At 67.9% G+C, this 19,448-nt stretch carries 19 protein-coding genes; 7 read left to right on the forward strand and 12 right to left on the reverse strand.

From position 1 onward, the window contains the following. Window positions 1-31 precede the first annotated feature (31 nt). From Q9Q95_RS10155 to Q9Q95_RS10170, 4 genes are all read right to left on the reverse strand, one after another. Complete coding sequence (locus Q9Q95_RS10155; RefSeq protein WP_371876732.1) at window positions 32-538, reverse strand: FKBP-type peptidyl-prolyl cis-trans isomerase; 507 nt, start codon at window positions 536-538, stop codon at window positions 32-34. A 55-nt stretch (window positions 539-593) separates the two neighbouring features. Further along, the gene (locus Q9Q95_RS10160; RefSeq protein ID WP_306096608.1) at window positions 594-1,025 is read right to left on the reverse strand and encodes a hypothetical protein; all 432 of its coding nucleotides are present in this window, start codon (window positions 1,023-1,025) and stop codon (window positions 594-596) included. A gap of 99 nt (window positions 1,026-1,124) precedes the next feature. Continuing rightward, window positions 1,125-1,991, reverse strand: coding sequence for an S-methyl-5'-thioadenosine phosphorylase (gene mtnP / locus Q9Q95_RS10165; protein ID WP_306096610.1), 867 nt, complete (start codon window positions 1,989-1,991; stop codon window positions 1,125-1,127). Next, window positions 1,988-3,409 (reverse strand): amino acid permease, encoded by a 1,422-nt coding sequence (locus Q9Q95_RS10170; RefSeq protein WP_306096611.1) that lies wholly within the window; start codon window positions 3,407-3,409, stop codon window positions 1,988-1,990. Before Q9Q95_RS10170 ends, mtnP begins: the two co-directional genes overlap by 4 nt. Window positions 3,410-3,643: 234 nt before the next feature. On the opposite strand from Q9Q95_RS10170, the gene Q9Q95_RS10175 reads away from it, so the two are divergent. Continuing rightward, complete coding sequence (locus Q9Q95_RS10175) at window positions 3,644-4,147, forward strand: rhodanese-like domain-containing protein (protein WP_306096613.1); 504 nt, start codon at window positions 3,644-3,646, stop codon at window positions 4,145-4,147. Here Q9Q95_RS10175 and Q9Q95_RS10180 read toward each other — a convergent pair. Further along, window positions 4,125-4,424, reverse strand: coding sequence for a YciI family protein (locus Q9Q95_RS10180; protein WP_306096615.1), 300 nt, complete (start codon window positions 4,422-4,424; stop codon window positions 4,125-4,127). The two genes, Q9Q95_RS10175 and Q9Q95_RS10180, sit on opposite strands and share 23 nt — an antisense overlap. A gap of 191 nt (window positions 4,425-4,615) precedes the next feature. On the opposite strand from Q9Q95_RS10180, the gene Q9Q95_RS10185 reads away from it, so the two are divergent. Further along, window positions 4,616-5,053 carry a DMT family transporter gene (locus tag Q9Q95_RS10185; RefSeq protein ID WP_306096617.1) on the forward strand — a complete coding sequence of 146 codons (438 nt, stop codon included), beginning with the start codon at window positions 4,616-4,618 and terminating at the stop codon, window positions 5,051-5,053. A gap of 368 nt (window positions 5,054-5,421) precedes the next feature. After that, complete coding sequence (locus Q9Q95_RS10190) at window positions 5,422-5,736, forward strand: energy transducer TonB (protein ID WP_306096618.1); 315 nt, start codon at window positions 5,422-5,424, stop codon at window positions 5,734-5,736. 86 nt (window positions 5,737-5,822) lie between these two features. Here the strand turns inward: Q9Q95_RS10190 and Q9Q95_RS10195 are convergent, their stop codons facing one another. The 6 genes from Q9Q95_RS10195 to mutS form a co-directional block, all read right to left on the reverse strand. Next, complete coding sequence (locus Q9Q95_RS10195) at window positions 5,823-6,443, reverse strand: Isoquinoline 1-oxidoreductase subunit (RefSeq protein ID WP_306096620.1); 621 nt, start codon at window positions 6,441-6,443, stop codon at window positions 5,823-5,825. Beyond that, entirely contained in the window at window positions 6,440-8,584 is a 2,145-nt protein-coding gene (locus Q9Q95_RS10200; RefSeq protein WP_306096622.1) for a xanthine dehydrogenase family protein molybdopterin-binding subunit, read from the reverse strand. The genes Q9Q95_RS10195 and Q9Q95_RS10200 overlap by 4 nt, the downstream gene beginning before the upstream one ends. A gap of 3 nt (window positions 8,585-8,587) precedes the next feature. After that, a complete protein-coding gene (locus tag Q9Q95_RS10205; RefSeq protein WP_306096624.1) occupies window positions 8,588-9,049 on the reverse strand; it encodes a (2Fe-2S)-binding protein in 462 nt (153 codons plus the stop codon). Between the two features lie 104 nt (window positions 9,050-9,153). Beyond that, entirely contained in the window at window positions 9,154-10,191 is a 1,038-nt protein-coding gene (locus Q9Q95_RS10210) for a sensor histidine kinase (RefSeq protein ID WP_306096625.1), read from the reverse strand. A gap of 53 nt (window positions 10,192-10,244) precedes the next feature. Next, window positions 10,245-11,054, reverse strand: a complete 810-nt coding sequence (locus Q9Q95_RS10215) for an ATP-binding protein (RefSeq protein ID WP_306096627.1) — start codon at window positions 11,052-11,054, stop codon at window positions 10,245-10,247. A gap of 150 nt (window positions 11,055-11,204) precedes the next feature. Beyond that, a complete protein-coding gene (gene mutS / locus Q9Q95_RS10220; RefSeq protein ID WP_306096939.1) occupies window positions 11,205-13,787 on the reverse strand; it encodes a DNA mismatch repair protein MutS in 2,583 nt (860 codons plus the stop codon). Window positions 13,788-13,995: 208 nt separating this feature from the next. Between mutS and Q9Q95_RS10225 the strand changes: the two genes are divergently transcribed. The 4 genes from Q9Q95_RS10225 (at window position 13,996) to Q9Q95_RS10240 (ending at window position 18,564) form a co-directional block, all read left to right on the forward strand. Further along, window positions 13,996-16,254, forward strand: a complete 2,259-nt coding sequence (locus tag Q9Q95_RS10225; protein WP_306096630.1) for an NADP-dependent malic enzyme — start codon at window positions 13,996-13,998, stop codon at window positions 16,252-16,254. A gap of 67 nt (window positions 16,255-16,321) precedes the next feature. Continuing rightward, complete coding sequence (locus Q9Q95_RS10230) at window positions 16,322-16,696, forward strand: BlaI/MecI/CopY family transcriptional regulator (protein WP_306096632.1); 375 nt, start codon at window positions 16,322-16,324, stop codon at window positions 16,694-16,696. Further along, the gene (locus Q9Q95_RS10235; protein WP_306096634.1) at window positions 16,696-18,150 is read left to right on the forward strand and encodes a M56 family metallopeptidase; all 1,455 of its coding nucleotides are present in this window, start codon (window positions 16,696-16,698) and stop codon (window positions 18,148-18,150) included. The genes Q9Q95_RS10230 and Q9Q95_RS10235 overlap by 1 nt, the downstream gene beginning before the upstream one ends. Before the next feature lie 87 nt (window positions 18,151-18,237). Next, window positions 18,238-18,564 carry a UrcA family protein gene (locus Q9Q95_RS10240; RefSeq protein ID WP_306096636.1) on the forward strand — a complete coding sequence of 109 codons (327 nt, stop codon included), beginning with the start codon at window positions 18,238-18,240 and terminating at the stop codon, window positions 18,562-18,564. Here Q9Q95_RS10240 and Q9Q95_RS10245 read toward each other — a convergent pair. After that, a complete protein-coding gene (locus Q9Q95_RS10245) occupies window positions 18,561-19,346 on the reverse strand; it encodes an SDR family oxidoreductase (RefSeq protein WP_306096638.1) in 786 nt (261 codons plus the stop codon). The two genes, Q9Q95_RS10240 and Q9Q95_RS10245, sit on opposite strands and share 4 nt — an antisense overlap. Between the last annotated feature and the right edge of the window lie 102 nt (window positions 19,347-19,448).

A 19,448-nucleotide genomic window follows, 5' to 3' on the forward strand; every position in this document is an offset into this window, starting at 1 on the left:
CTTGCGGGAGGGGGATCCGCCGGGACGGCGCTTACTCCCCGACTCCCAGCAATTCGATCTTGAACAGCAAGGTCGCGCCGCCGGGGATCGGCCCCTTGCCGACCGGACCGTAAGCGAGGTCCGAAGGCGAGGCGATCTCGATCGTGTCGCCCACGCCCATCTGCGGCACCGCCATCTGCCACGCCGGGATCAGCGCGCCGAGCGGGAAGCTCGCCGGCTCGCCGCGGCTGTACGAGCTGTCGAACTCGGTGCCGTCGATCAGGGTGCCGGCATAATGGATCTTGACCATGTCCTGCACGGTCGGATGCTTGCCCGAGCCGTCGCCCTTGATCCGCCGCCAGCGCAGCCCGCCGGGCAGCGACTGCCAGCCGTCGCTCGCCTTCAATTGCGCCAGCGCCAGCATCTGCCGGTTGTGCCACGCCGCATCCTGCGACGGGCCCTGCTCGCCGCCGGCCTGCATTCCCATCGCCATCGCCACCGCCGCCGTGCCGGCCAGCACCACGGCAAGGCCGAGCCCGACGAATTTCGCGTTCTTCAAACCAGTCACTCCTGTCCCGGATCGTTACCGGACAGCGCCATAGCGTGGCGACGGCCTAGTTGAACAGCGCGTAGAGGACCGCCTTGCCGCGCTTGTCCGCGCCGCGGCCGAGGAACAGGTCGATCGCTCCCTTGACCGGATGCGCGACCGAATAGGTCCGCTGGCCGGCGGGCGCGAGACGCGCCTCCATCTCGAACCAGGCAGTGAAGGGCTGGAAGCGCGCAAGCTCGGCCGGCCGCTTCGGATCGATCGCCGGACGCTCGACCATGACCAGCCGGGCGACGGCCTTGCCCGCCTCGCCGCCGATCAGGAAGCTCGCGCCGGCCAGCTTCTCCCACTCAGCCACTTCGCTCGGCGCGGACGGCGCGGTCTGGCGCTTGAACGAAGGCAGCGGCGCCCGCGCCAGCTTGGCGACGGCCAGCGGCCCCGCGACAATGGCGGCGGCGCCACCGCCCAGCACGAACGCGCGCCGCGAACTACGACTCATGGTTTTCATTGATGTCACCCCCCGGTGCGCCGAGCCTAGCCCGGCTGGCCGCAACGCACCAGAAACATCTCCAGGACGAGCGTTCCCGATCCTGGACGATTAGCCCAGCGCCCGGCCCGCCACCGCATCGAGCTTCGCCAGCAGATCAGGATCGCGCGCCGAAGGCGCCGTGATCAGCGCGGTGTCGAGACAATTATCGATCGGCGAGGCCGGCCGCTCCGCGGGCAGTCCGCGCAGCAGATGCATCACCATCGCGCGCGCCTTGACGGCATTGGCCGAGAGCTGGGCGATCACCTGCGCCACGTCGACCGCCTCCTCGCCTTCGCGCCAGCAATCATAGTCGGTGACCATGCCGACCAACGCGTAGGGCAGCTCTGCCTCGCGCGCGAGCTTGGCCTCGGGCATGCCGGTCATGCCGATGATGTGGCAGCCCCAATTGCGATAGAGATGGCTCTCGGCGCGGGTCGAGAATTGCGGCCCTTCCATCGCCAGATAGGTGCCGCCGACATGCGTCTCCGCCCCCGCCGCCCGCGCTGCGTCGACAGCCAATGCCGACAGTCGCGGGCATACCGGATCGGCCATCGAGACATGCGCGACCATGCCCGTCCCGAAAAAGCTCGACGGCCGCCCCTTGGTGCGGTCGATGAATTGGTCGGCGATGGTGAAGCTGCCCGGCGGACGGTCCTCGATCAGACTGCCGACCGAGGACACCGCGAGAATATCGGTGACTCCCAGCCGCTTGAGCACGTCGATATTGGCGCGCGCGTTGAGTTCGGACGGGCTGATCCGGTGCCCGCGCCCGTGCCGCGGCAGGAAAACCACGCGGACATGGCCGACTCGGCCGACAAAGCATGCGTCGGAGGGCCGCCCCCACGGGCTCCCCGTCTCGACCCATTCACCGTCTTCAATTCCTTCGACGTCGTACAGTCCCGAACCGCCGATGATTCCGATCGTCCAGCCGCTCACGCCACCCCCTTGTCCACGTTGCGCCGCGCCCAGCCGAAATAGAGCAGCAGTCCGATGATGTTCCACGCGCCGAACAGCAATTGCGTCTGATGCGGCAGGCTTATGAAAAGATAGAGACAGCCGAACGCCGCGCCGAGCCCGACCAGCCACGCCGCCGGCGCGCGGAACGGGCGCACCGCATCGGGCGCGCGGCGACGCATCACCAGCATGCAGATGCCCACTGCTGCGAACGCGGTCAGCGTGCCGGCATTGGCGAGCGCGGCGATCTGATCGATCGGGAAGAACGCCGCGAAGAAGCTCACCACACAGGCAGTGAAGATCGTGATCCGCACCGGCGTCCCGCGTCGCGACACCGCCGCGAGGCGCTCGGGCAGCATGCGATCGCGTGCCATCACGAAGAAGATGCGGCTCTGGCCATACAGAAAGGCGAGGATCACCGTCGGCAGCGCGACGATCGTGCACCCGGCGAGGAATTTGGCGGCTCCGGGCTGGCCGAGCTCGCGCAGGATCAGCGCGAGCGGCTCGGGGCTGTTGGTGAAGCGCGTATAGCCGATCGCGCCCACCGCGGCGACGGCGACGATCATGTAGATCGCGACGCACGCCACCATCGAGCCGACGATGCCGATCGAGAGATCGCGCGCCGGGTTCTTCGCTTCCTCGGCCGCGGTCGAGATCGCGTCGAAGCCGTAGAATGCGAAGAAGATGATCGCCGCCGCCGCCATCACCCCGCGCTCGACGCCGTCCGGCGACAGGTGCTTGGCGAAGCCGAACGGTGCGAATGGTGCGAGATTGGCCGCGTCGAAATAGGGCAAGGCGACGGCGACGAACACCGCGAGCGCGATCAGCTTGACCACCACGAGGATCGCGTTGAGCGTCGCGCTCTCGCGCGTGCCGAGGATGAGCAGCCCCGCAACCAGCCAGACGACGAACAGGGCGGGCACGTTCACGCCCCATTGCATGACCTGCCACCGGTCCATCAGCGGGCCATGGGTGAGCGCTTCCGGCACCCCCATCGCGGTCAGGAACGGCGTCGCATAGCCCGACCAGCCGACTGCCACCGTGCCGACCACGAGGGTATATTCGGCGAGCAGGCTCCACCCGACCACCCAGGCGATGATCTCGCCGAGCACGACATAGCTGTAGGTATAGGCGCTGCCCGAGGCGGGAATCATCGTCGCCATCTCGGCATATGCCAGCGCCGCGCACGCGCAGATCGCCCCCGCGACGACGAAGGACAGGATCACCGCCGGCCCTGCCCGATCGGCCCCGACTCCGATCAGCGTGAGGATGCCGGTCCCGACGATCGCCCCGACCCCGAGCGCGACGAGATGCGGCCACGACAAGGTCCGCGCGAGCTGGCGCCCCTCAGCCCGATCCGCCTCCGCGACGATCGCCTTCAGGCGAAACAGGCTGGCCATGTCATCTCTCCCTTGGGTTGCGAAGGGTGATAGCGCCTCGCTTGGGGCTTACAACCACTCGTCACCCCGGCCTTGTGCCGGGGTCCACGGTGCGGCGACCGCTGCATTCACGCATCTACACCTTTCGCCTTCGGCGCGGTGGACCCCGGCACAAGGCCGGAGTGACGAAACTTGTTCAGGGTTGGTGCAGCCAGACACCGTGATCGTCACGGCATCGATCGAAGGAGTGTCCCGATGCTGCTCCCCGCCCTCGCCTTGCTGCTCGCCGTTCCGAACGATCCCGCGCCCAATCCGCAGGTCGATTATGCCGGCTTCGCCGCGCTCACCCGCGACGTGCACAGGCTCCGCGCGCCGCGCCTGCTCGACTTCGCTGCGTTCAAGGCGAAGGCCGCGGACAAGCATGCGTTGATCCTCGACGCCCGCTCGGCGGACAAGTTCGCGGAAGGGCATATCGCCGGCGCGGTCAATCTGCCGCTCACCGACTTCACTGCCGAGGCATTGGCCAAAGCGATCGGGCCGAACCGCGACCGCCCGATCCTGATCTATTGCAACAATAATTTCTCGAACCACCGCGCCCCGGTGATGCTCAAGAAAGCCGAGCTCGCACTCAACATCCAGACCTTCATCAACCTTGTCGGCTATGGCTATCCCAATGTCTGGGAATTGCGCGACGTGGTGGATTTCGAAGATCCCAAGGTCGGCTGGACCACCGGTCCTAGCTCGCCGGGTGGTACATGAACTCGCGGAGTTCCTGCGCGCAGCGGCACGCGACGGCGAGCTTTCGCGCCCATTCGACGGCATCCGCGCGCGTCGGCAATTCGAGCACGGTGAACCCGCCGTCGAGGCGGCTGCCCGGATAGGTCTGGTCGGAGACCGACCCGTCGCCCGAGACCAGCATGGGGTCGATCTGCGCGTTTATGCCCCCGCCGAACACATAGACGCCCGCCGCCTTGGCCTCTTCGATCACCGCAAGCGAATCGGCCGAGACGATCGGGAAGTCTTCCGGGGTGAGCACTAAGGCTTCGCTCGGGAAGGAGATGAGGTATTTGGTCATTCGGCGATGATGCATCGCCGAGCCCGGCAGAGTCCACGCCGTTCGACTATTTGCGGCCCACTGCCTCGACCCGCTTTCGGGCGGCCGGCGAACCGTATAGGGCGCTGACGACGCCGCCTCTCGCCCGGCCGGGCGCAATCTCCGTGGATTCGATGCAGCATATCCTCCCGATCATTCTCGCCCTCGTCGCCGGCTTGTGCGTCGCGGTTCAGACTCCGAGCAATGCGATGCTCGCGCGCAGCACCGGCTCGCTGTGGCTGGCGGCCTCGACCTCGTTCCTCGGCGGCACGGCGGCGGTCGTCACGATCTGGCTGCTGATCGATCGCACGCCGCTCGCCTCGGTGCGTCAGGCCCCGCCCTGGGCCTGGGTCGGCGGATTCTATGGCGCCTTCTTCGTCGCCGCGGTCGCCTTCGCCGCGCCGCGGCTCGGGCTGGCCCTCACGCTCACCTTGACGATCGGCGCACAGCTGACCGCCGCCGTGATCCTCGACCATTTCGGGCTGCTGGGCCTCGATCGCTCCCCGATCACGCTCGCGCGCGTGGCAGGCGTGACCTGCATCCTGATCGGCGTTCTGCTGGTTCGCCGCTGATCCTGAGCCGTCCCTCTCGCCCGGTCGCCGGCGCACCATTGCGCGCTCCGGAGATCGAGCCAGGGCTGATATTGGTGGAAAGCGGACCTTCTGCTTCCGAGAGCCTGAGGCAGGGTAGCTGCCGATGTGGACTGGACCTGCGCGAAGGCGATTAACGCCGATTTTGCAGATATTGGAGTTCCAGGCCGTCTTTCGTGCAGATTGACGCGCTTCGCCTTCGTTAATAGCTTGAAAAGATGCCCTCGGTCCTTTTGCTGCTAGCACTTTTAAGCGTTTCGTCCGTGGGCGCGCAGACCTTCGGTTACCCTCCCGACCCGGGCTCGGGTCAGCCCGCTGCTGTGCAGCCGGTTCCAAGGGTGCCGTTGGAAATGCTGATCGTGCCCGAGGATCATCCCCCCTCCGCCGTTCGTGGCAACCAAGAAGGCACTGTTGGGGTTCACCTGACCGTCACGGCCGGTGGCAAGGTGAGCGATTGTGCCGTCCGGCAATCGAGTGGCGCCCAGATACTCGATATCACTACGTGCAAGCTGCTGGGTCGACGCGCGCGCTTCACCCCGGCACTGGATGCGGCAGGAAAACCGACTGAGGGTCATTTCGACCATGTCGTCCGTTGGAAAATTGCGGCGCGCTGGGAAGTCAACATCCAACTCCCGCGCAAGGTTGATAGCCGCGCTCGCCCTTAAGCTGAATGTGTGTCTGCTTCGGGCAGAGGCGCGGCGATGCCGAATGACCAGCTCCGGGGCGTCAGCTGCCGGCGCATCTTCTCCACTCAGCCCGCCGGGCATTTCGCTCCGCTCGCGAGCCACGCCCGGCTCAATTCGCCGAACTGCGCCTGCGTCCCCGGCACGGGTGTGCGCCCCGGCCCCGGATTCCAGCCCCAGCCGACGAGGCTGTCATGCGCATTATGCTCGACGATCTGCGCGAGGGTCTTGCCGCCGTTGCGCCCACGGTCCTTGATCTGCTGGCAGATCTGGCCGAGCGTCTTGTCTTCCCACGCCATCTCGATCGGCGCGGCGTGCCATTCGGGATGGCCGGGAATGCTCCCCGTGCCGTTGGCGAAGGCGACGTTGCGCGGCCCGTGGCAGGTGCTGCATTCGAGCCCCGCCACCCCGCGATCCTGCGGCCCACGCGCAACCGGCGGATTGTGCGGCTGCTGCGCGTCGCCCTGCAGCGGGCGATCGGTGCGCGGATGGCAATTCACGCAGCGCGGATGCTGGATCACCTTGCCCATTTCGGTGAAGATCGCGACCGAGCGCGCCGCCGGATCGGCGATCCCGGCAAAGGCGCTGACCGGCTTCAGCCCCTCGGTCTGCTGCTCCTTCGCCTGGCCGGCGATCGCGAGCCCGAGCGTCAGCGCCGCGGCGCCGAGTGCGAGTGCGCCCGCTTTCATGCCTTGCCTCCCACCGTGAAGGGCAGCCGCCGCACCGCCTTGCCGGTCAGCTTGCGCCACGCATTGGCGACCGCGGGTGCGATCGGCGGCAATCCCGGCTCGCCGACCCCCGTCGGGTTCTCGGTCGAGTCGAGGATCGCGACCTCGACCTCCGGCATCTCGCCGATCCGGAGCGAGCGATAGCCGTCGAAATTGCTCTGCTTGACGATCCCTCCCTCGCCGAGCTCGACCTCCGAATAGAGCGCATGGCCCAGCCCATAGCCGATGCCGCTCTCCATCTGCGCGCGGATGACGTTGGGATTGACCGCGATCCCGCAATCCACCGCGCACCATACCTTATGCACTTTGGGCAGCCCGTCAGGCCCCTTCGACACCTCCGCGACCTGCGCGACGTACGAGCCGAAGCTCTTCCACGCCGCGACTCCGCGCGCGCGCCCCGCCGGCACTGCCTTGCCCCAGCCGGCGATCTCGGCCGCTTTGGTCAGCACCGCCCTGGTCCGCGGGTCCGCCATCAGCGCGAGCCGTCCGGCGACCGGATCCTTGCCGCCCAGTTCGAGCATTTGATCGAGGAAGGTCTCGACCGCGTACGCCGTGTGGGTATTGCCCACCGATCGCCACCACAGGGTCGGCACGCCGCCTTCCATGATGTGCTGGCCGACATAATGATTGGCGAATTTGTAGCTGTCGGCGATGCCTTCGGTCAGCGCGTCGTCGACTCCGTCCTTCATCCCCATCCCCTCCATCGGGGTGTTCTTGAAGAAGCTCTGCGCCGCGACGACCTGATCCCAGGCGATGATCGTGCCCGAGGGATCGAGCCCGCCGCGCACCGTGTGCACCGCGAGCGGGCGATAGCGGCCGCCGCGAATGTCGTTCTCGCGGGTCCAGACATGCTTGATCGGGCCCTTGCCCCACGCCTTGAACGCCGCCGCCGCCTCGACCGCGAATTCCATCGCGGGCGTCGCCCGCCGCCCGAAGCTGCCCCCGGCATATTGCTCGTGCAGCGCCGCTTTCTCGATCGGCACCCCGAGGGTCGCGCAGATCGCGCGCAGCTCGCCGACCTGGAACTGGCTCCCCATCCACACGTCGAGCCGGTCGCCGTTCATCTCGATCACCGCGTCGAGCGGCTCCATCGGCGCATGCGCCAGATAGGGGAATTGATAGACTGCCTCGAGCTTCCGCGCCGCGCCTTTGAGCGCCGCCACGGTGTCGCCGGTCTTCTCGACCTGCTTGCCCGGCGTCTCGCTCGCTTCGGCAAATTGCGCATAGAGCGCGTCGCTGGTCCTTTTCTCGGCTTTGGCGAAATCCCAGGTCACGTCGAGCGCCGCGGCGCCCCTGCGCGCGGCATAGCTGTCCCGCGCATAGACCACGACGCCGTGCGGAATGGTCTTGACCGCGAGCACGCCGGGCACCGCCAGCGCGGCGGTATCGATCACCGACTTCACCGTCGCGCCGAACGCCGGCGGATGCGCGATCGCAGTGTGGACCATGCCGGGGCGCTGCACGTCCATCGTGAACATCGCGCTGCCATTGGTCTTGGCGGCGCTGTCGACCTTGGGCGTGTCCTTGCCGATCAGGGTGAACTGGTCGGCGGTCTTGAGTACCGGCTTTTCGGGCGGCTTGAGTTGCGCCGCATCCGCGGCGAGCTCGCCGAAGCGCGCCTTGCGCGATCCGCTCGAGACGACACCCTTCGCAATCTTGACCGACGCGACGGGCACGCCCCAGCGCTTCGCCGCCGCCTCGACCAGCATCGCCCGTGCCGAAGCCCCGGCGCTGCGCATCTGGATCCAGCTGTTCGAGATCGCCGAGGACCCGCCGGTGCCCATCGTCCCGAACGCGAGATTTTTGTAGAGCGGGTCGTTGGCCGGCGCCATCTCGACGCGGATCTGGCCCCAATCGGCATCCAGCTCGTCGGCGACCAAAGTCGCGAGGCCGGTCGCCGGCCCCTGGCCGAACTCGACATGCTTGATGATCACCGTGACCAGATCGTCGGTGCCGATGCGGACGAAGGCGTTGGGCGCGAAGGGCAGCCCCGCCGACTGGCCCGGCGCAGCCTGCGCCGCCTTGCCGAGTGGCAGGACCATGCCGAGCACCAGCCCGGTCGATTGCAGGAAGCCGCGGCGCGTGGGCGTGACTGCGTTCATCGCTCAGGCCTCCATCGCGTGCGCGGCGTCTTTGATAGCCTGACGGATGCGGACATAGGTGGCGCAGCGGCAGATATTCCCCGCCATCGCCGCGTCGATGTCCGCGTCACTGGGCTTTCGCTTGATCCTGAGCAGCCCGATCGCCGACATCACTTGTCCCGATTGGCAGAAGCCGCATTGCGGCACGTCGATCGCCACCCATGCGCGCTGCACCGCTTTGGCTTCCTTGCCCGCGACGCCCTCGATCGTGACGACCTGTCTGCCGCCGACCATCGACACCGGCGTGACGCAGGATCGCCGGTTCTTGCCGTCGAGATGCACGGTGCACGCGCCGCATTGCGCGATGCCGCAGCCATATTTGGTGCCGGTCAACCCGAGATGGTCGCGCAGGACGTAGAGAAGCGGGGTTTCGGGATCGCCGTCGAAGCTTGCCGGCTTGCCGTTGAGCGTGAAGTCGGTGGTCATGATCCCTCCGTGGCCGCTGGCCCGGAGGATCATAGGCATGTTTGGGGGGCGGAATCTACCGTCCGGTACAAATCCTCCCCCGGAAGGGGGAGGATTGAGACGGCTTACCCTTCCAAATCCACGGTAACCACAGTCCCCTCCGGTCCGCTCTCGGTCCGGATCGTTCCGCGCGCCTGGCGAACGAACCCTTCGACCAGCCGATGCCCCAGCCCCCCGCCGCGGCGTGCCGCAATGGCGACCGGCGACATCCCCGCACCATTGTCCGCCACGGTCAGGCGCCAGCCTGGCCCGCGCGTTTCGAAGGCGACCTTGATCGCTCCACCGTCGCGGTCGTCAAAGGCATGCTTGGCGGCGTTGGTGACGAGCTCGTTGACGATCAGTCCGATCGAAACCGCCCGGTCGCGGGGCAGCGCGGCGTGATCCGCGGTGCAGGTCAGCGTGATCGCCCCACGCAGGAAAAGCGCCTCCTCCAGCGCGGTGCAGAGTTCGTGGATATAGGTCGCCATGTCGACCGTTCCCGGCGCGGCGGTGCCGCGATAGAGATGGCGATGCGCGCGTGCGATGCTCTCCACCCGCGCCAGCGCGCTCGCCAGCGCCTCGGCGGTCTCGCCGTCGCCGGCGCGGCGGCGCTGCATGTCGAGCAGAGAGGCGACGAGGGTGAAATTGTTCTTCACCCGATGGTCGAACTCTTCGAGGAACAGGTCGCGTTCGGCGATCTGGCGGTCGCGCTCCGTGGCGGCGCGGCGCACTGCGCGGCGGAAGGTCTCCGCAACGGCGATCATGATCACATAGGCGATTACGATCACCAGCAGCCGCGATCCGTCGCCCGGGCCTTTGGGGTAGAAACTGTTGACCGGCGCGAGCAGGAAGTACCAGCTGTGGAGCAAGGTCAGCAGCGCCGCCAGCGCCCCGGACTGCCAGCGGGCGAACAGGGCCGCGACGAGCACCGCCGGATAGCCCAAAGCAAACGGGCCCGCGCCCGGCGCGAAAATGTCGACGATCAGGCGCGCGACGACGCCGGCGGCCGCGCAAAGCAGCGCAAATAACAGCTGCGTCAGCCAGGCCGGCGCGTAAGGCGCCAGTCTCGCGGGCAGATCGAGTTCGCCTATTCGCCCCATCCTGGGCGAAACAGGCGCGTTCATCCAAAGTCTGTCAAGCTCGGTATTTGCGCTGACTAATCTGGATCAACTTTATTTTACAGAGACTTGTTGGAACGACCTGCAAGATCGACGACATATTGCCACGCAACCCGGCCGGAACGGCTGCCGCGGCGCGTCGCCCAGTTGATCGCCTCGGCCGGATCGAAGGTCAGCCCATGCGCGTCGGCATAACCGCGGACGATGTCGACATAGGTGTCCTGATCGATCGCGTGGAAGCCGAGGCTCAATCCGAAACGATCGGCGAGCGCGAGGCTGTCGTCCACCGAATCGCGCGGATTGATCGCGCTGGCCTGCTCGGCGATATCGCGCGGGATCAGATGGCGGCGGTTCGAGGTGACGATCAGCCGCGTATTGGCCGGCCGCGCCTCGGCGCCGCCTTCGAGCAGCGAGCGCAGCGCGCGGGCGTCCCCGGCGGCGTCGAAGCCGAGATCGTCGAGGAAGATCACGAACGGCCGCGCCGATGCGGCGAGCAAGGCGAATAGTTCGGGCAGCGCGTCGAGATGCTGGGTGACCGCCTCGACCAATGCGAGGTTGCCGCCTTGCGCCTGCACCGCCGCGACGGCGCTCTTCACCAGCGCCGACTTGCCGGTGCCGCGCGCGCCCCACAGCAGCACGTCCTGCGCGGCATTGCCGTTCGCGAGGCGTTCGAGATTGGCAACCAACGCGTCGCGCTGCGCCGCGACGCCGCGCAGCATGTCCAACGGCAGCGGCGCGAAGGCGCGCGCGGCGGCGAGGCTATGCCCGCGCCAGACATAAGCGGGGTGGGCGAGCGAATCGGCAGGCGGCGCCGGCGGCGGCGCGAGGCGATCGAGCGCATCGGCGATGCGGGTCAGGGGATCGGTCATCGAGCGGGGCTATAGCTAAAAATCCTCCCCCGGGAACCCGGGGGAGGTGGCGCCGAAGGCGACGGAGGGGCTCTCCGCGAGGGGGACGCTCGCGGTGAGGGCCCCTTCCGTCATGCTGGGCGTGTCACCTTCCCCGCTTCGCGAGGGGTTTCAGGAAGCTTCGCCTGCCAGCCCCTTGAGCCGGTACAACGCCTCCAGCGCATCGCGCGGGCTCAGCGCGTCCACGTCGAGACCATCCAGTTCGGCGCGCAACGCGTCGACCTTCTCTTCCTCGGCCTCGGCGGCGGCGGCGAACAGCGGAAGATCGTCGAGTCCCGCCGCGATCCCGCCGGTCCTGGCGCGTCCCGCCTCGAGCTTGTCGAGTACTGCCTTGGCGCGCTTGAGCGTCGTCGGCGGCAGCCCCGCCAGCCGCGCGACGGCGATGCCGAAGCTGCGATCCGCCGGCCCGTCCGCCACTTCGTGGAGCAGAACGAGATCGCCTTTCCATTCGCGCGCCCGAACATGGTGGAGCGACAGCGCGTCGCAGCGCTCGGCGAGGCGGGTCAGCTCGTGATAATGCGTCGCGAACAGGCAGCGGCAGCGATTGTCCTCGTGGATCGCCTCGACCACCGCCCAGGCGATGGCCAGCCCGTCATAGGTCGAAGTGCCGCGCCCGACCTCGTCGAGGATGACGAAACTGCGCGGCGTTGCCTGGGCGAGGATCGCAGCGGTCTCGACCATCTCGACCATGAAGGTCGATCGGCCCCGGGCGAGGTTGTCCGAGGCGCCGACGCGGCTGAACAGCCGATCGACCAGTCCGAGCGTCGCCGCGCTGGCCGGAACATAGCTGCCCGCCTGCGCCAGCACGGCGATCAGCGCGTTCTGGCGCAGGAATGTCGATTTGCCGCCCATGTTCGGCCCGGTGACCAGCCACAGCCGGGAGTCTTCCGAAAGCCTGCAGTCATTGGCGACGAAGCGCCCACCGCTCCGCGCGACGGCGTCCTCGACCACCGGATGCCGCCCGCCCGCGATCTCGAAACAGGCATGGTCGACCAGTGCCGGGCGCGCCCAGCCGCCTTCGGCGGCACGTTCGGCGAGCGCGGCGGCGACGTCGATCCGGGCGAGCGCGTCGGCGGTCGCGGCCACGCCCTCGCGGCGTTCGAGCGCGGTGCCGGTCAGCTCCTCGAGATGCGCCGCCTCGGCGGCGAGCGCGTGTGCGCCGGCCTGCGTCACCTTTAGTGCCACGTCGTGCAGGTCGGGGGCATTGAAGCGCACCACGCCGGCCAGCGTCTGGCGATGGGTAAAGCCGCTATCGGGCTTCATCAGCGGGTCGGCGGCGCGCGCAGGGACTTCGATATGATAGCCGAGCACGCCGTTGTGGCGGATCTTGAGCGCGCCGATGCCGGTACGGGTGCGATAGTCGGCCTCGAGCGCGGCGATCGCCCGGCGCCCGCCCGCGCCGGCGTCGCGCAGATCGTCGAGCGCGGCGTCATAGCCTTCGGCGATATAGCCGCCATGCGCGGCGTCGATCGGCGGCTCGGGGACGAGCGCGCGGGCAAGCAGATCGATCAGCGCGCCATGGCCGCGCAGCTGCGGCGCCAGCTCGGCGAGCAGCGGCGGCGGGGTACCGATCCCGTCGAGCCGCTCGCCCAGCCGCCACGCGCCGTCCAGCCCGTCGCGCAACTGGCCGAGATCGCGGGGCGAACCGCGTCCCGCGGCGAGCCGGCCCAGAGCGCGGCCGATATCGGGAAGCGCGCGCAGGCTGCCGCGAACCATATCGCGCAGGCCCGGATCGTCGTGGAAACGTTGCACGAGGTCGAGCCGGGCCTCAATCGCGCCGCGGTCCATCAGCGGCGCGGCCACGTCCTGCCCGAGCAGGCGCGCGCCGGCGCCGGTGACGGTGCGGTCCACGGAGTCGAGCAAGCTGCCCTTTCGGACGCCGGACTGGCTGACGCAAAGCTCGAGGCTCTCGCGCGTCGCCGCGTCGATCGCCATCGCCGCATCGGTGCGGCTGAGCCGCGGCGGGCGCAGGAACGGCAGCGATCCCTTGGCGGTGTGTTCGAGATAGGCGACGAGCCCGCCCGCTGCGGCGAGCGCGGCACGCGAGAAGCTGCCGAAGCCGTCGAGCGTCGCCACCCCGAACAGTCGCTTGAGCCGCGCCTCGCCCCCGGCGCTGTCGAAGTCGACCTTGGGCCGCGTGACGGTGGCGAGATCGGGGATGGCGGTGGCGTCGCAGACGATCGTCTCCGCGGGGTTCAACCGGGCGATCTCGGCGGCGACGCGATCCACGTCGGTCTCGATCACTTCGAAACGCCCGGTCGAGATATCGGCGCAGGCGATCGCCATGCCGGTCGCGGCCTCGCCGATCGCCGCGCACCAGTTCGCCGATCGGCTGTCGAGCAAGGCCTCCTCGGTCAGCGTCCCCGCAGTGACCACGCGGACGATCGCGCGGTTGACCAGCGCCTTCGACCCCATCCGCCTGCGCGCGGCTTCGGGGGTCTCGGTCTGCTCGGCGACGGCGACGCGGTGCCCCGCCTTGATCAACCGCGCGAGATACCCGTCCATCGCGTGGACCGGCACGCCGCACATCGGGATGCGCTCGCCGTCATGCTCGCCGCGCGCAGTGAGCGCGATGTCGAGGCAGGCGCTGGCGATCTTCGCGTCCTCGAAGAACAATTCGAAGAAATCGCCCATCCGGTAGAAGAGCAGGCAGTCCTCGGCCTCGGCCTTGAGGGCGAGATATTGCGCCATCATCGGAGTGGGGGCTGCGGAGGACATGGTGCTGGGTAGCCGATGCGCGCGGGCGATCAACACCCCGTGCGGCGGAATCCTGGGGAAAAGTGGCGCCGGCGCGACTGGCGAATATCTATGGTAGCGCTATCAAATTTTCGTATACTTTTGATCCTCGCGTGTTGCGGCCCGGGTATGCGGCTCCTAAAGGATTGGGATCAGGGAGAGCTGCATGTCTGAGGAATCGAACGTCCAATTTTCGGAGCGCGAGGCGCTGCTCTACCACTCCGAGGGACGGCCGGGTAAGATCGAGATCATCGCCTCGAAGCCGATGGCGACCCAGCGCGACCTCGCGCTTGCCTATTCGCCCGGCGTCGCGGTGCCCGTGCGCGCGATCGCCGAGGATCCGGCGCTGGCGTACGATTATACCGCCAAGGGCAATCTGGTCGCGGTGATCTCGAACGGCACGGCGATCCTCGGCCTGGGCAATCTCGGCGCGCTGGCGTCCAAGCCGGTGATGGAGGGCAAGGCGGTGCTGTTCAAGCGCTTCGCCGACGTGGATTCGATCGACCTCGAATTGAAGACCGAGGATGTCGACCGCTTCATCGACGCAGTCGAATTGATGGAGCCGAGCTTCGGCGGGATCAATCTCGAGGACATCAAGTCCCCCGAATGCTTCGTGATCGAGCAGACTCTCCGCGAGCGCATGAACATCCCGGTTTTCCATGACGACCAGCACGGCACCGCGATCATCGCCGCCGCCGGACTGATCAATGCGCTCCATCTCACCGGCCGCGATTTCAAGACCACCAATGTGGTGATGCTCGGCGCCGGCGCCGCGGCGATCGCCTGTGCCGAACTGATCAAGGCGATGGGGCTGCCGCACGACAATCTGCTGATGCTCGACCTTACCGGCGTGATCTATCAGGGCCGGCAGGAGAGCATGAATCAGTGGAAGTCGGCGCATGCCGTCGCGACCGAAAAGCGCAGCCTCGCCGACGCGCTCGACGGCGCCGACGTGTTCATCGGCCTCGCTTCGGCCAATTCCCTCTCGCCCGAACTGCTCAAGACGATGGCGCCCAATCCGATCGTCTTCGCGATGGCCAATCCCGATCCCGAGATCAGCCCGCCAGTCGCGAAGGCGGCGCGCCCCGACGCGATCATCGCCACCGGTCGCTCGGACTATCCGAACCAGGTCAACAACGTGCTCGGCTTCCCGTTCATCTTCCGCGGCGCGCTCGACGTCCGCGCGACGACGATCAACGACGCGATGAAGATCGCCGCCGCCCGCGCGCTCGCCGAGCTGGCGCGCCAGCAGGTGCCCGAGGAAGTTGCCGCCGCCTACGGCACGCAGCACAGCTTCGGCCCGGACTATATCATCCCCGCGCCGTTCGATCCGCGGCTGATGGAGATCGTCCCCGCCGCAGTGGCGCAGGCGGCGATGGATTCGGGAGTGGCGACCAAGCCGATCGTCGACATGGCGGCCTATCGCCAGTCGCTGCGCGCGCGGCTCAACCCGACCACCTCGGTGCTCAGCCTCGCTTATGAAGGTGCGCGCGCCAATCCCAAGCGCGTGATCTTCGCCGAGGGCGAGGAAGAAGTCGTGCTCCGCGCGGCGATCGCGTTCAAGGAAGGCGGCTATGGCACGCCGGTGCTGGTCGGGCGTGAATCGGTGCACGAGCGGCTGCAGAAGCTCGGCGCCAATCCCGAGGATTTCGAGCTCCACAACAGCGTCAACTCGCCGCTCGTGCCGAAGATGGTCGAGTTCCTCTACGGCCGCCTCCAGCGCCGCGGCTATCTGCGCCGCGACATCGAGCGGATCGTCAATCGCGATCGCAACATCTTCGGCGCGCTGCTGCTCCAATTGGGCGAGGCCGATGCGATGATCACCGGCGTCACCCGCACCTATGCCGAGACGATGCGGCAGGTGAAGCGCGTGATCGATTACGAGCAGGGCCGCACGGCGTTCGGCATCCATGTGCTGGTCGGCCAGTCGCATACGGTGTTCATCGCCGATACCACGGTCAACGAGCGGCCGACCGCCGAGGAGCTCGCCGCGATCGCCGAGGGCACCGCGCAGGTCGCGCGCCGCATGGGCCACGAAGCGCGCGTCGCTTTCCTGAGCTACTCGAACTTCGGCAACCCCGAGGGCCGCTGGCTCGACAATGTCCGCGGCGCGATCAAGCTACTCGACGAGCGTTCGGTCGAGTTCGAATATGAAGGCGAGATGTCGCCCGACGTCGCGCTCAACCCGCGCCAGATGGCGAAATATCCGTTCGCGCGCCTCTCGGGCCCGGCCAATGTGCTGATCATGCCGGGGCTCCAGTCGGCCAACATCTCGGCCAAATTGCTCCGCGAGCTGGGCGGCGATTCGACGATCGGCCCGATGCTGATCGGGATGGAGAAGCCGGTCCAGATCGCGCCGATGACCGCGACCGCGAGCGAACTGGTCACCTTGGCGGTGCTCGCCGCGGGAGGCATCGCCCGCTGACGTCAGCGCCCTTGCTGCTACATTTGTAGCATGCTACAAATGTAGCATGATAAGCAGTGAGGGCGTGATGATCGAGTCGCTGCCGCGCCGCGAGCGCGAGGTTTTTGAAGTCTTGTGCGGCCTCGGCGAAGGGACTGCGGCGGCGGTGCGCGGCGCGCTTGCCGATCCGCCCAGCGATTCGGCGGTGCGCACCTTGCTCGGCCGGCTGGTGGCCAAGGATCTCGTCAGCCATCGCACCGTCAATCAGGCCTATGTCTATGCGCCGGTCGAGCAGACCGAAGCGGTTGCCGAGACCGCGCTGCAGCGGCTGGTGCAGACCTTTTTCCAGGGTTCCGCCGCCCAGGCCGCGACGGCCCTGCTGGGCATGGAGCCGCGCCTCGATTCCGACGAGATCGAGATGCTCCAGCGCGCGATCGACAAGGCGCGCAGGGAGGCCGAGTGATGCTGGCGATACTCGTCGATCTGGGCTGGAAATCGGCGTTGATCGCCGGCGCCGCCTTGCTGGCCAATCGCGCGATGCAGCGAAGGCCGGCGAGCGAGCGGGTTTTCCTGCTGCGTACCGCGATCGCGATGTTGCTCGCCCTGCCGGTGGCGGCGGCGCTGGTCCCGGCGCTGGATCTGGCGATATTGCCCGCGCTCACGCCGGTCCAGCCGGTGCCTGTGCGCGCGCTGGCGCCGGTGGTGCCGCCTGCGCCGCGCGCGGATCTCGACGCAGCAACGCTCGCCACGGCGCTGTATATCGCCGGCACCGCAGCGCTGCTGCTGCATCTCGGAGCGGGCATCTTCACGCTCGCCGGTTGGACGCGGCGCGGAACGCCGGTTGCCGACCCGCAATGGCGGGCAGCGCTGCTCCGTGCGACGGCGGGGCTGCCCCGACCGGTGCGGCTGCTAGAATCCCGCGATGTCGTGTCCCCGCTGAGCTGGGGCGCAGCGCCCGCCTGGATATTGGTCGATCGTGACAGTCTGGCGCGACGCGAGCAGGCCGATGCGGTGATCGCGCACGAGATGGCACATATCCGCCGCTTCGACTGGCCGATGCTGATCGCGGTCCGGATCACGGTCGCGCTCTTCTGGGGCAACCCGCTGGCGTGGCTGGTGGCCCGCGCGCTTGCCCATGAGAACGAGATCGCCGCCGATGAGGTTGCGATGTTGCGCGTCGCGAGGCTCGATTATGCCCAGGCCCTTCTCGCCTTCGCCACGGCGCCGGCCGGACATCGGGCCGCGACCGGCATGGCGTTGTGGCCGGGCGCGCTAAAGGATCGGATCTCGCGCATCATCGAGGGAAGCGGGCCGCGGCGGCGCAGCCGGGTATTGCTGGCCGCGATCCTGGTCTGCGGAAGCGGCGCGACCCCAACCCTCGCGGCGCTGCAATTCGTGCGTGCCACCGACAGGGAGAGCACGGTTTCGTCTGCATGGGCGCCAGTCCCGCCGGCGACCACGCACCACACCGCGCCGCCCGCCGAGGTACGAATCACGGGTACCGCGCCCGCGGCATGGCGCGCGCCGCAACCCGCGGCAAATTTCCAGCCGTCGTCCGAAGCTTCGCCGATGGTCGTCACCGGTCCGGTGGTCGTGGCTGCTCCCACTCCCGTTCCGGTTACACTGGCTCCAATCGTCGCGCCGGAAGATCAGGCGGAGGCGCGGCGCGAGATGGAAGAGGAGCGCCAAGACGCGGAGGAAACCGCGCGCGAGGTCAGGCTCGAACGCCGCGAGATCGCAAGGGAGCTGCGTGCCGCGGCCGCAGACATGAGGCGGCAGGCGGACGAACTCGACCGTATCGCCAACGAGCCGGGGCAGCCCCCTTCCCTCCGCGAGGGGCATGCCAGCGGCAGCAAGAGCCTGCGCGACAACGCCGCGAAGATGGAGGCGCAGGCAGCGGGGCTCGAGAAGGGCTAGGCCCCGCCGCCGCCTGTCAAAGCAACGAAAACGGAAGCGCGATTTCGCGCCACGAGGGCGGCTTGCCCTACGCACAAGGGAGCTAGGATGATGCTGTTGACCAAATTGATATCTCTGGCGCTGCTCGGCGCCAGCGTCGTGCAGGCGACCGAGCCGAGCTTCGGCATAGCCTATAGCGACCTCTCGCTCGACAGCCGCTTCGGACGCGCCGAGCTTCGCCAACGGGTGACCGCTGCAATAGGCGGCTATTGTCGGCGGCACGGCGACCGCGTCACGCCGCAGGCGCTGCGGAACGACAGATATTACTGCCCCGACATGATGCGCTCGGCGCTGATGGCCGAAATGCCGCGCGAAGTCCGGCATGCCTATATGCAGGCGCGGCGCGAGGCGGGGGTACGTGGCCGCCGGCTCTAGCCGTCGATGCTGCCCAGCGATGCGTTGACCAGCCCGCCATCGACGGTGATCGTCTCGCCGATCACATAGTCGCCGGCGCGGCTGGCGAGGTAGATCGCGGTGCCGGCCATGTCCTCGTCGCTGCCGATGCGCTTCGCCGGGATCGCCCTGGCGACGGCGTCGCCATGATCGCGCGCGGCCTTGTTCATGTCGCTGGCAAAGGCACCGGGGGCGATCGAGGTGACGTTGATGTGATCGCGCACCAGCCGTGCCGCCATCCGCTTGGTCAGGTAGATCAGCGCCGATTTGGAAGCGTGATAGCTGTACGTTTCCCAAAGATTGAGCCGCTGGCCGTCGATCGAGGTGATGTTGATCACCTTGGCGGGGCGTTCGGCCGAGCCGCCGGCCTTGAGCAACCCGTGCAGCGCCTGGGTCAGGAAGAAGGGCGATTTGACGTTGAGGTCCATCACCTTGTCCCACCCCTTTTCGGGGAAGGTCTCGAACGGCTCTCCCCACGCCGCGCCGGCATTGTTGACGAGTATGTCGAGACGGGATTCGCGCGCGGCGAGGTCCTCGGCGAGCGCGCGACAGCCTTCGACGGTCGCGATGTCGTGGGGCAGCGCGATGCAATTGTCGCCGAGTGCCGCCGCGGTCTCCTCGCACGCCTCGGCCTTGCGCGACGAGACATAGACCTTTGCCCCCTGGGCGACGAAACCCGCGGCGATCATCCGCCCAATCCCGCGCGAGCCGCCGGTGACGAGTGCGATCCGGCCGTCGAGGCGGAAAAGGGTGTTGGTATCCATCTTCTCTCTCCTGTTTCTCCCTCTCCCGCTTGCCGGAGAGGGGGCGGGGTGAGGGTTCAGAGGGATGCCCTTCGAGATGGCATTGCGCTGAACCCTCCCCCT

Source organism: Sphingomonas sp. DG1-23 (assembly GCF_030730875.1).
In the GTDB taxonomy this organism is placed as follows: Bacteria; Pseudomonadota; Alphaproteobacteria; order Sphingomonadales; family Sphingomonadaceae; genus Sphingomonas.

Excerpts from the sequence above, each read along its gene's own strand:
- Q9Q95_RS10160 (WP_306096608.1), bottom strand. The coding sequence starts at position 1,025 with ATGAGTCGTAGTTCGCGGCGCGCGTTCGTGCTGGGCGGTGGCGCCGCC.
- Q9Q95_RS10170 (WP_306096611.1), bottom strand. The coding sequence starts at position 3,409 with ATGGCCAGCCTGTTTCGCCTGAAGGCGATCGTCGCGGAGGCGGATCGG.
- Q9Q95_RS10175 (WP_306096613.1), top strand. The coding sequence starts at position 3,644 with ATGCTGCTCCCCGCCCTCGCCTTGCTGCTCGCCGTTCCGAACGATCCC.
- Q9Q95_RS10185 (WP_306096617.1), top strand. The coding sequence starts at position 4,616 with ATGCAGCATATCCTCCCGATCATTCTCGCCCTCGTCGCCGGCTTGTGC.
- Q9Q95_RS10190 (WP_306096618.1), top strand. The coding sequence starts at position 5,422 with ATGCTGATCGTGCCCGAGGATCATCCCCCCTCCGCCGTTCGTGGCAAC.
- Q9Q95_RS10195 (WP_306096620.1), bottom strand. The coding sequence starts at position 6,443 with ATGAAAGCGGGCGCACTCGCACTCGGCGCCGCGGCGCTGACGCTCGGG.
- Q9Q95_RS10200 (WP_306096622.1), bottom strand. The coding sequence starts at position 8,584 with ATGAACGCAGTCACGCCCACGCGCCGCGGCTTCCTGCAATCGACCGGG.
- Q9Q95_RS10205 (WP_306096624.1), bottom strand. The coding sequence starts at position 9,049 with ATGACCACCGACTTCACGCTCAACGGCAAGCCGGCAAGCTTCGACGGC.
- Q9Q95_RS10210 (WP_306096625.1), bottom strand. The coding sequence starts at position 10,191 with ATGAACGCGCCTGTTTCGCCCAGGATGGGGCGAATAGGCGAACTCGAT.
- Q9Q95_RS10215 (WP_306096627.1), bottom strand. The coding sequence starts at position 11,054 with ATGACCGATCCCCTGACCCGCATCGCCGATGCGCTCGATCGCCTCGCG.
- mutS (WP_306096939.1), bottom strand. The coding sequence starts at position 13,787 with ATGATGGCGCAATATCTCGCCCTCAAGGCCGAGGCCGAGGACTGCCTG.
- Q9Q95_RS10225 (WP_306096630.1), top strand. The coding sequence starts at position 13,996 with ATGTCTGAGGAATCGAACGTCCAATTTTCGGAGCGCGAGGCGCTGCTC.
- Q9Q95_RS10230 (WP_306096632.1), top strand. The coding sequence starts at position 16,322 with ATGATCGAGTCGCTGCCGCGCCGCGAGCGCGAGGTTTTTGAAGTCTTG.
- Q9Q95_RS10235 (WP_306096634.1), top strand. The coding sequence starts at position 16,696 with ATGCTGGCGATACTCGTCGATCTGGGCTGGAAATCGGCGTTGATCGCC.
- Q9Q95_RS10240 (WP_306096636.1), top strand. The coding sequence starts at position 18,238 with ATGATGCTGTTGACCAAATTGATATCTCTGGCGCTGCTCGGCGCCAGC.
- Q9Q95_RS10245 (WP_306096638.1), bottom strand. The coding sequence starts at position 19,346 with ATGGATACCAACACCCTTTTCCGCCTCGACGGCCGGATCGCACTCGTC.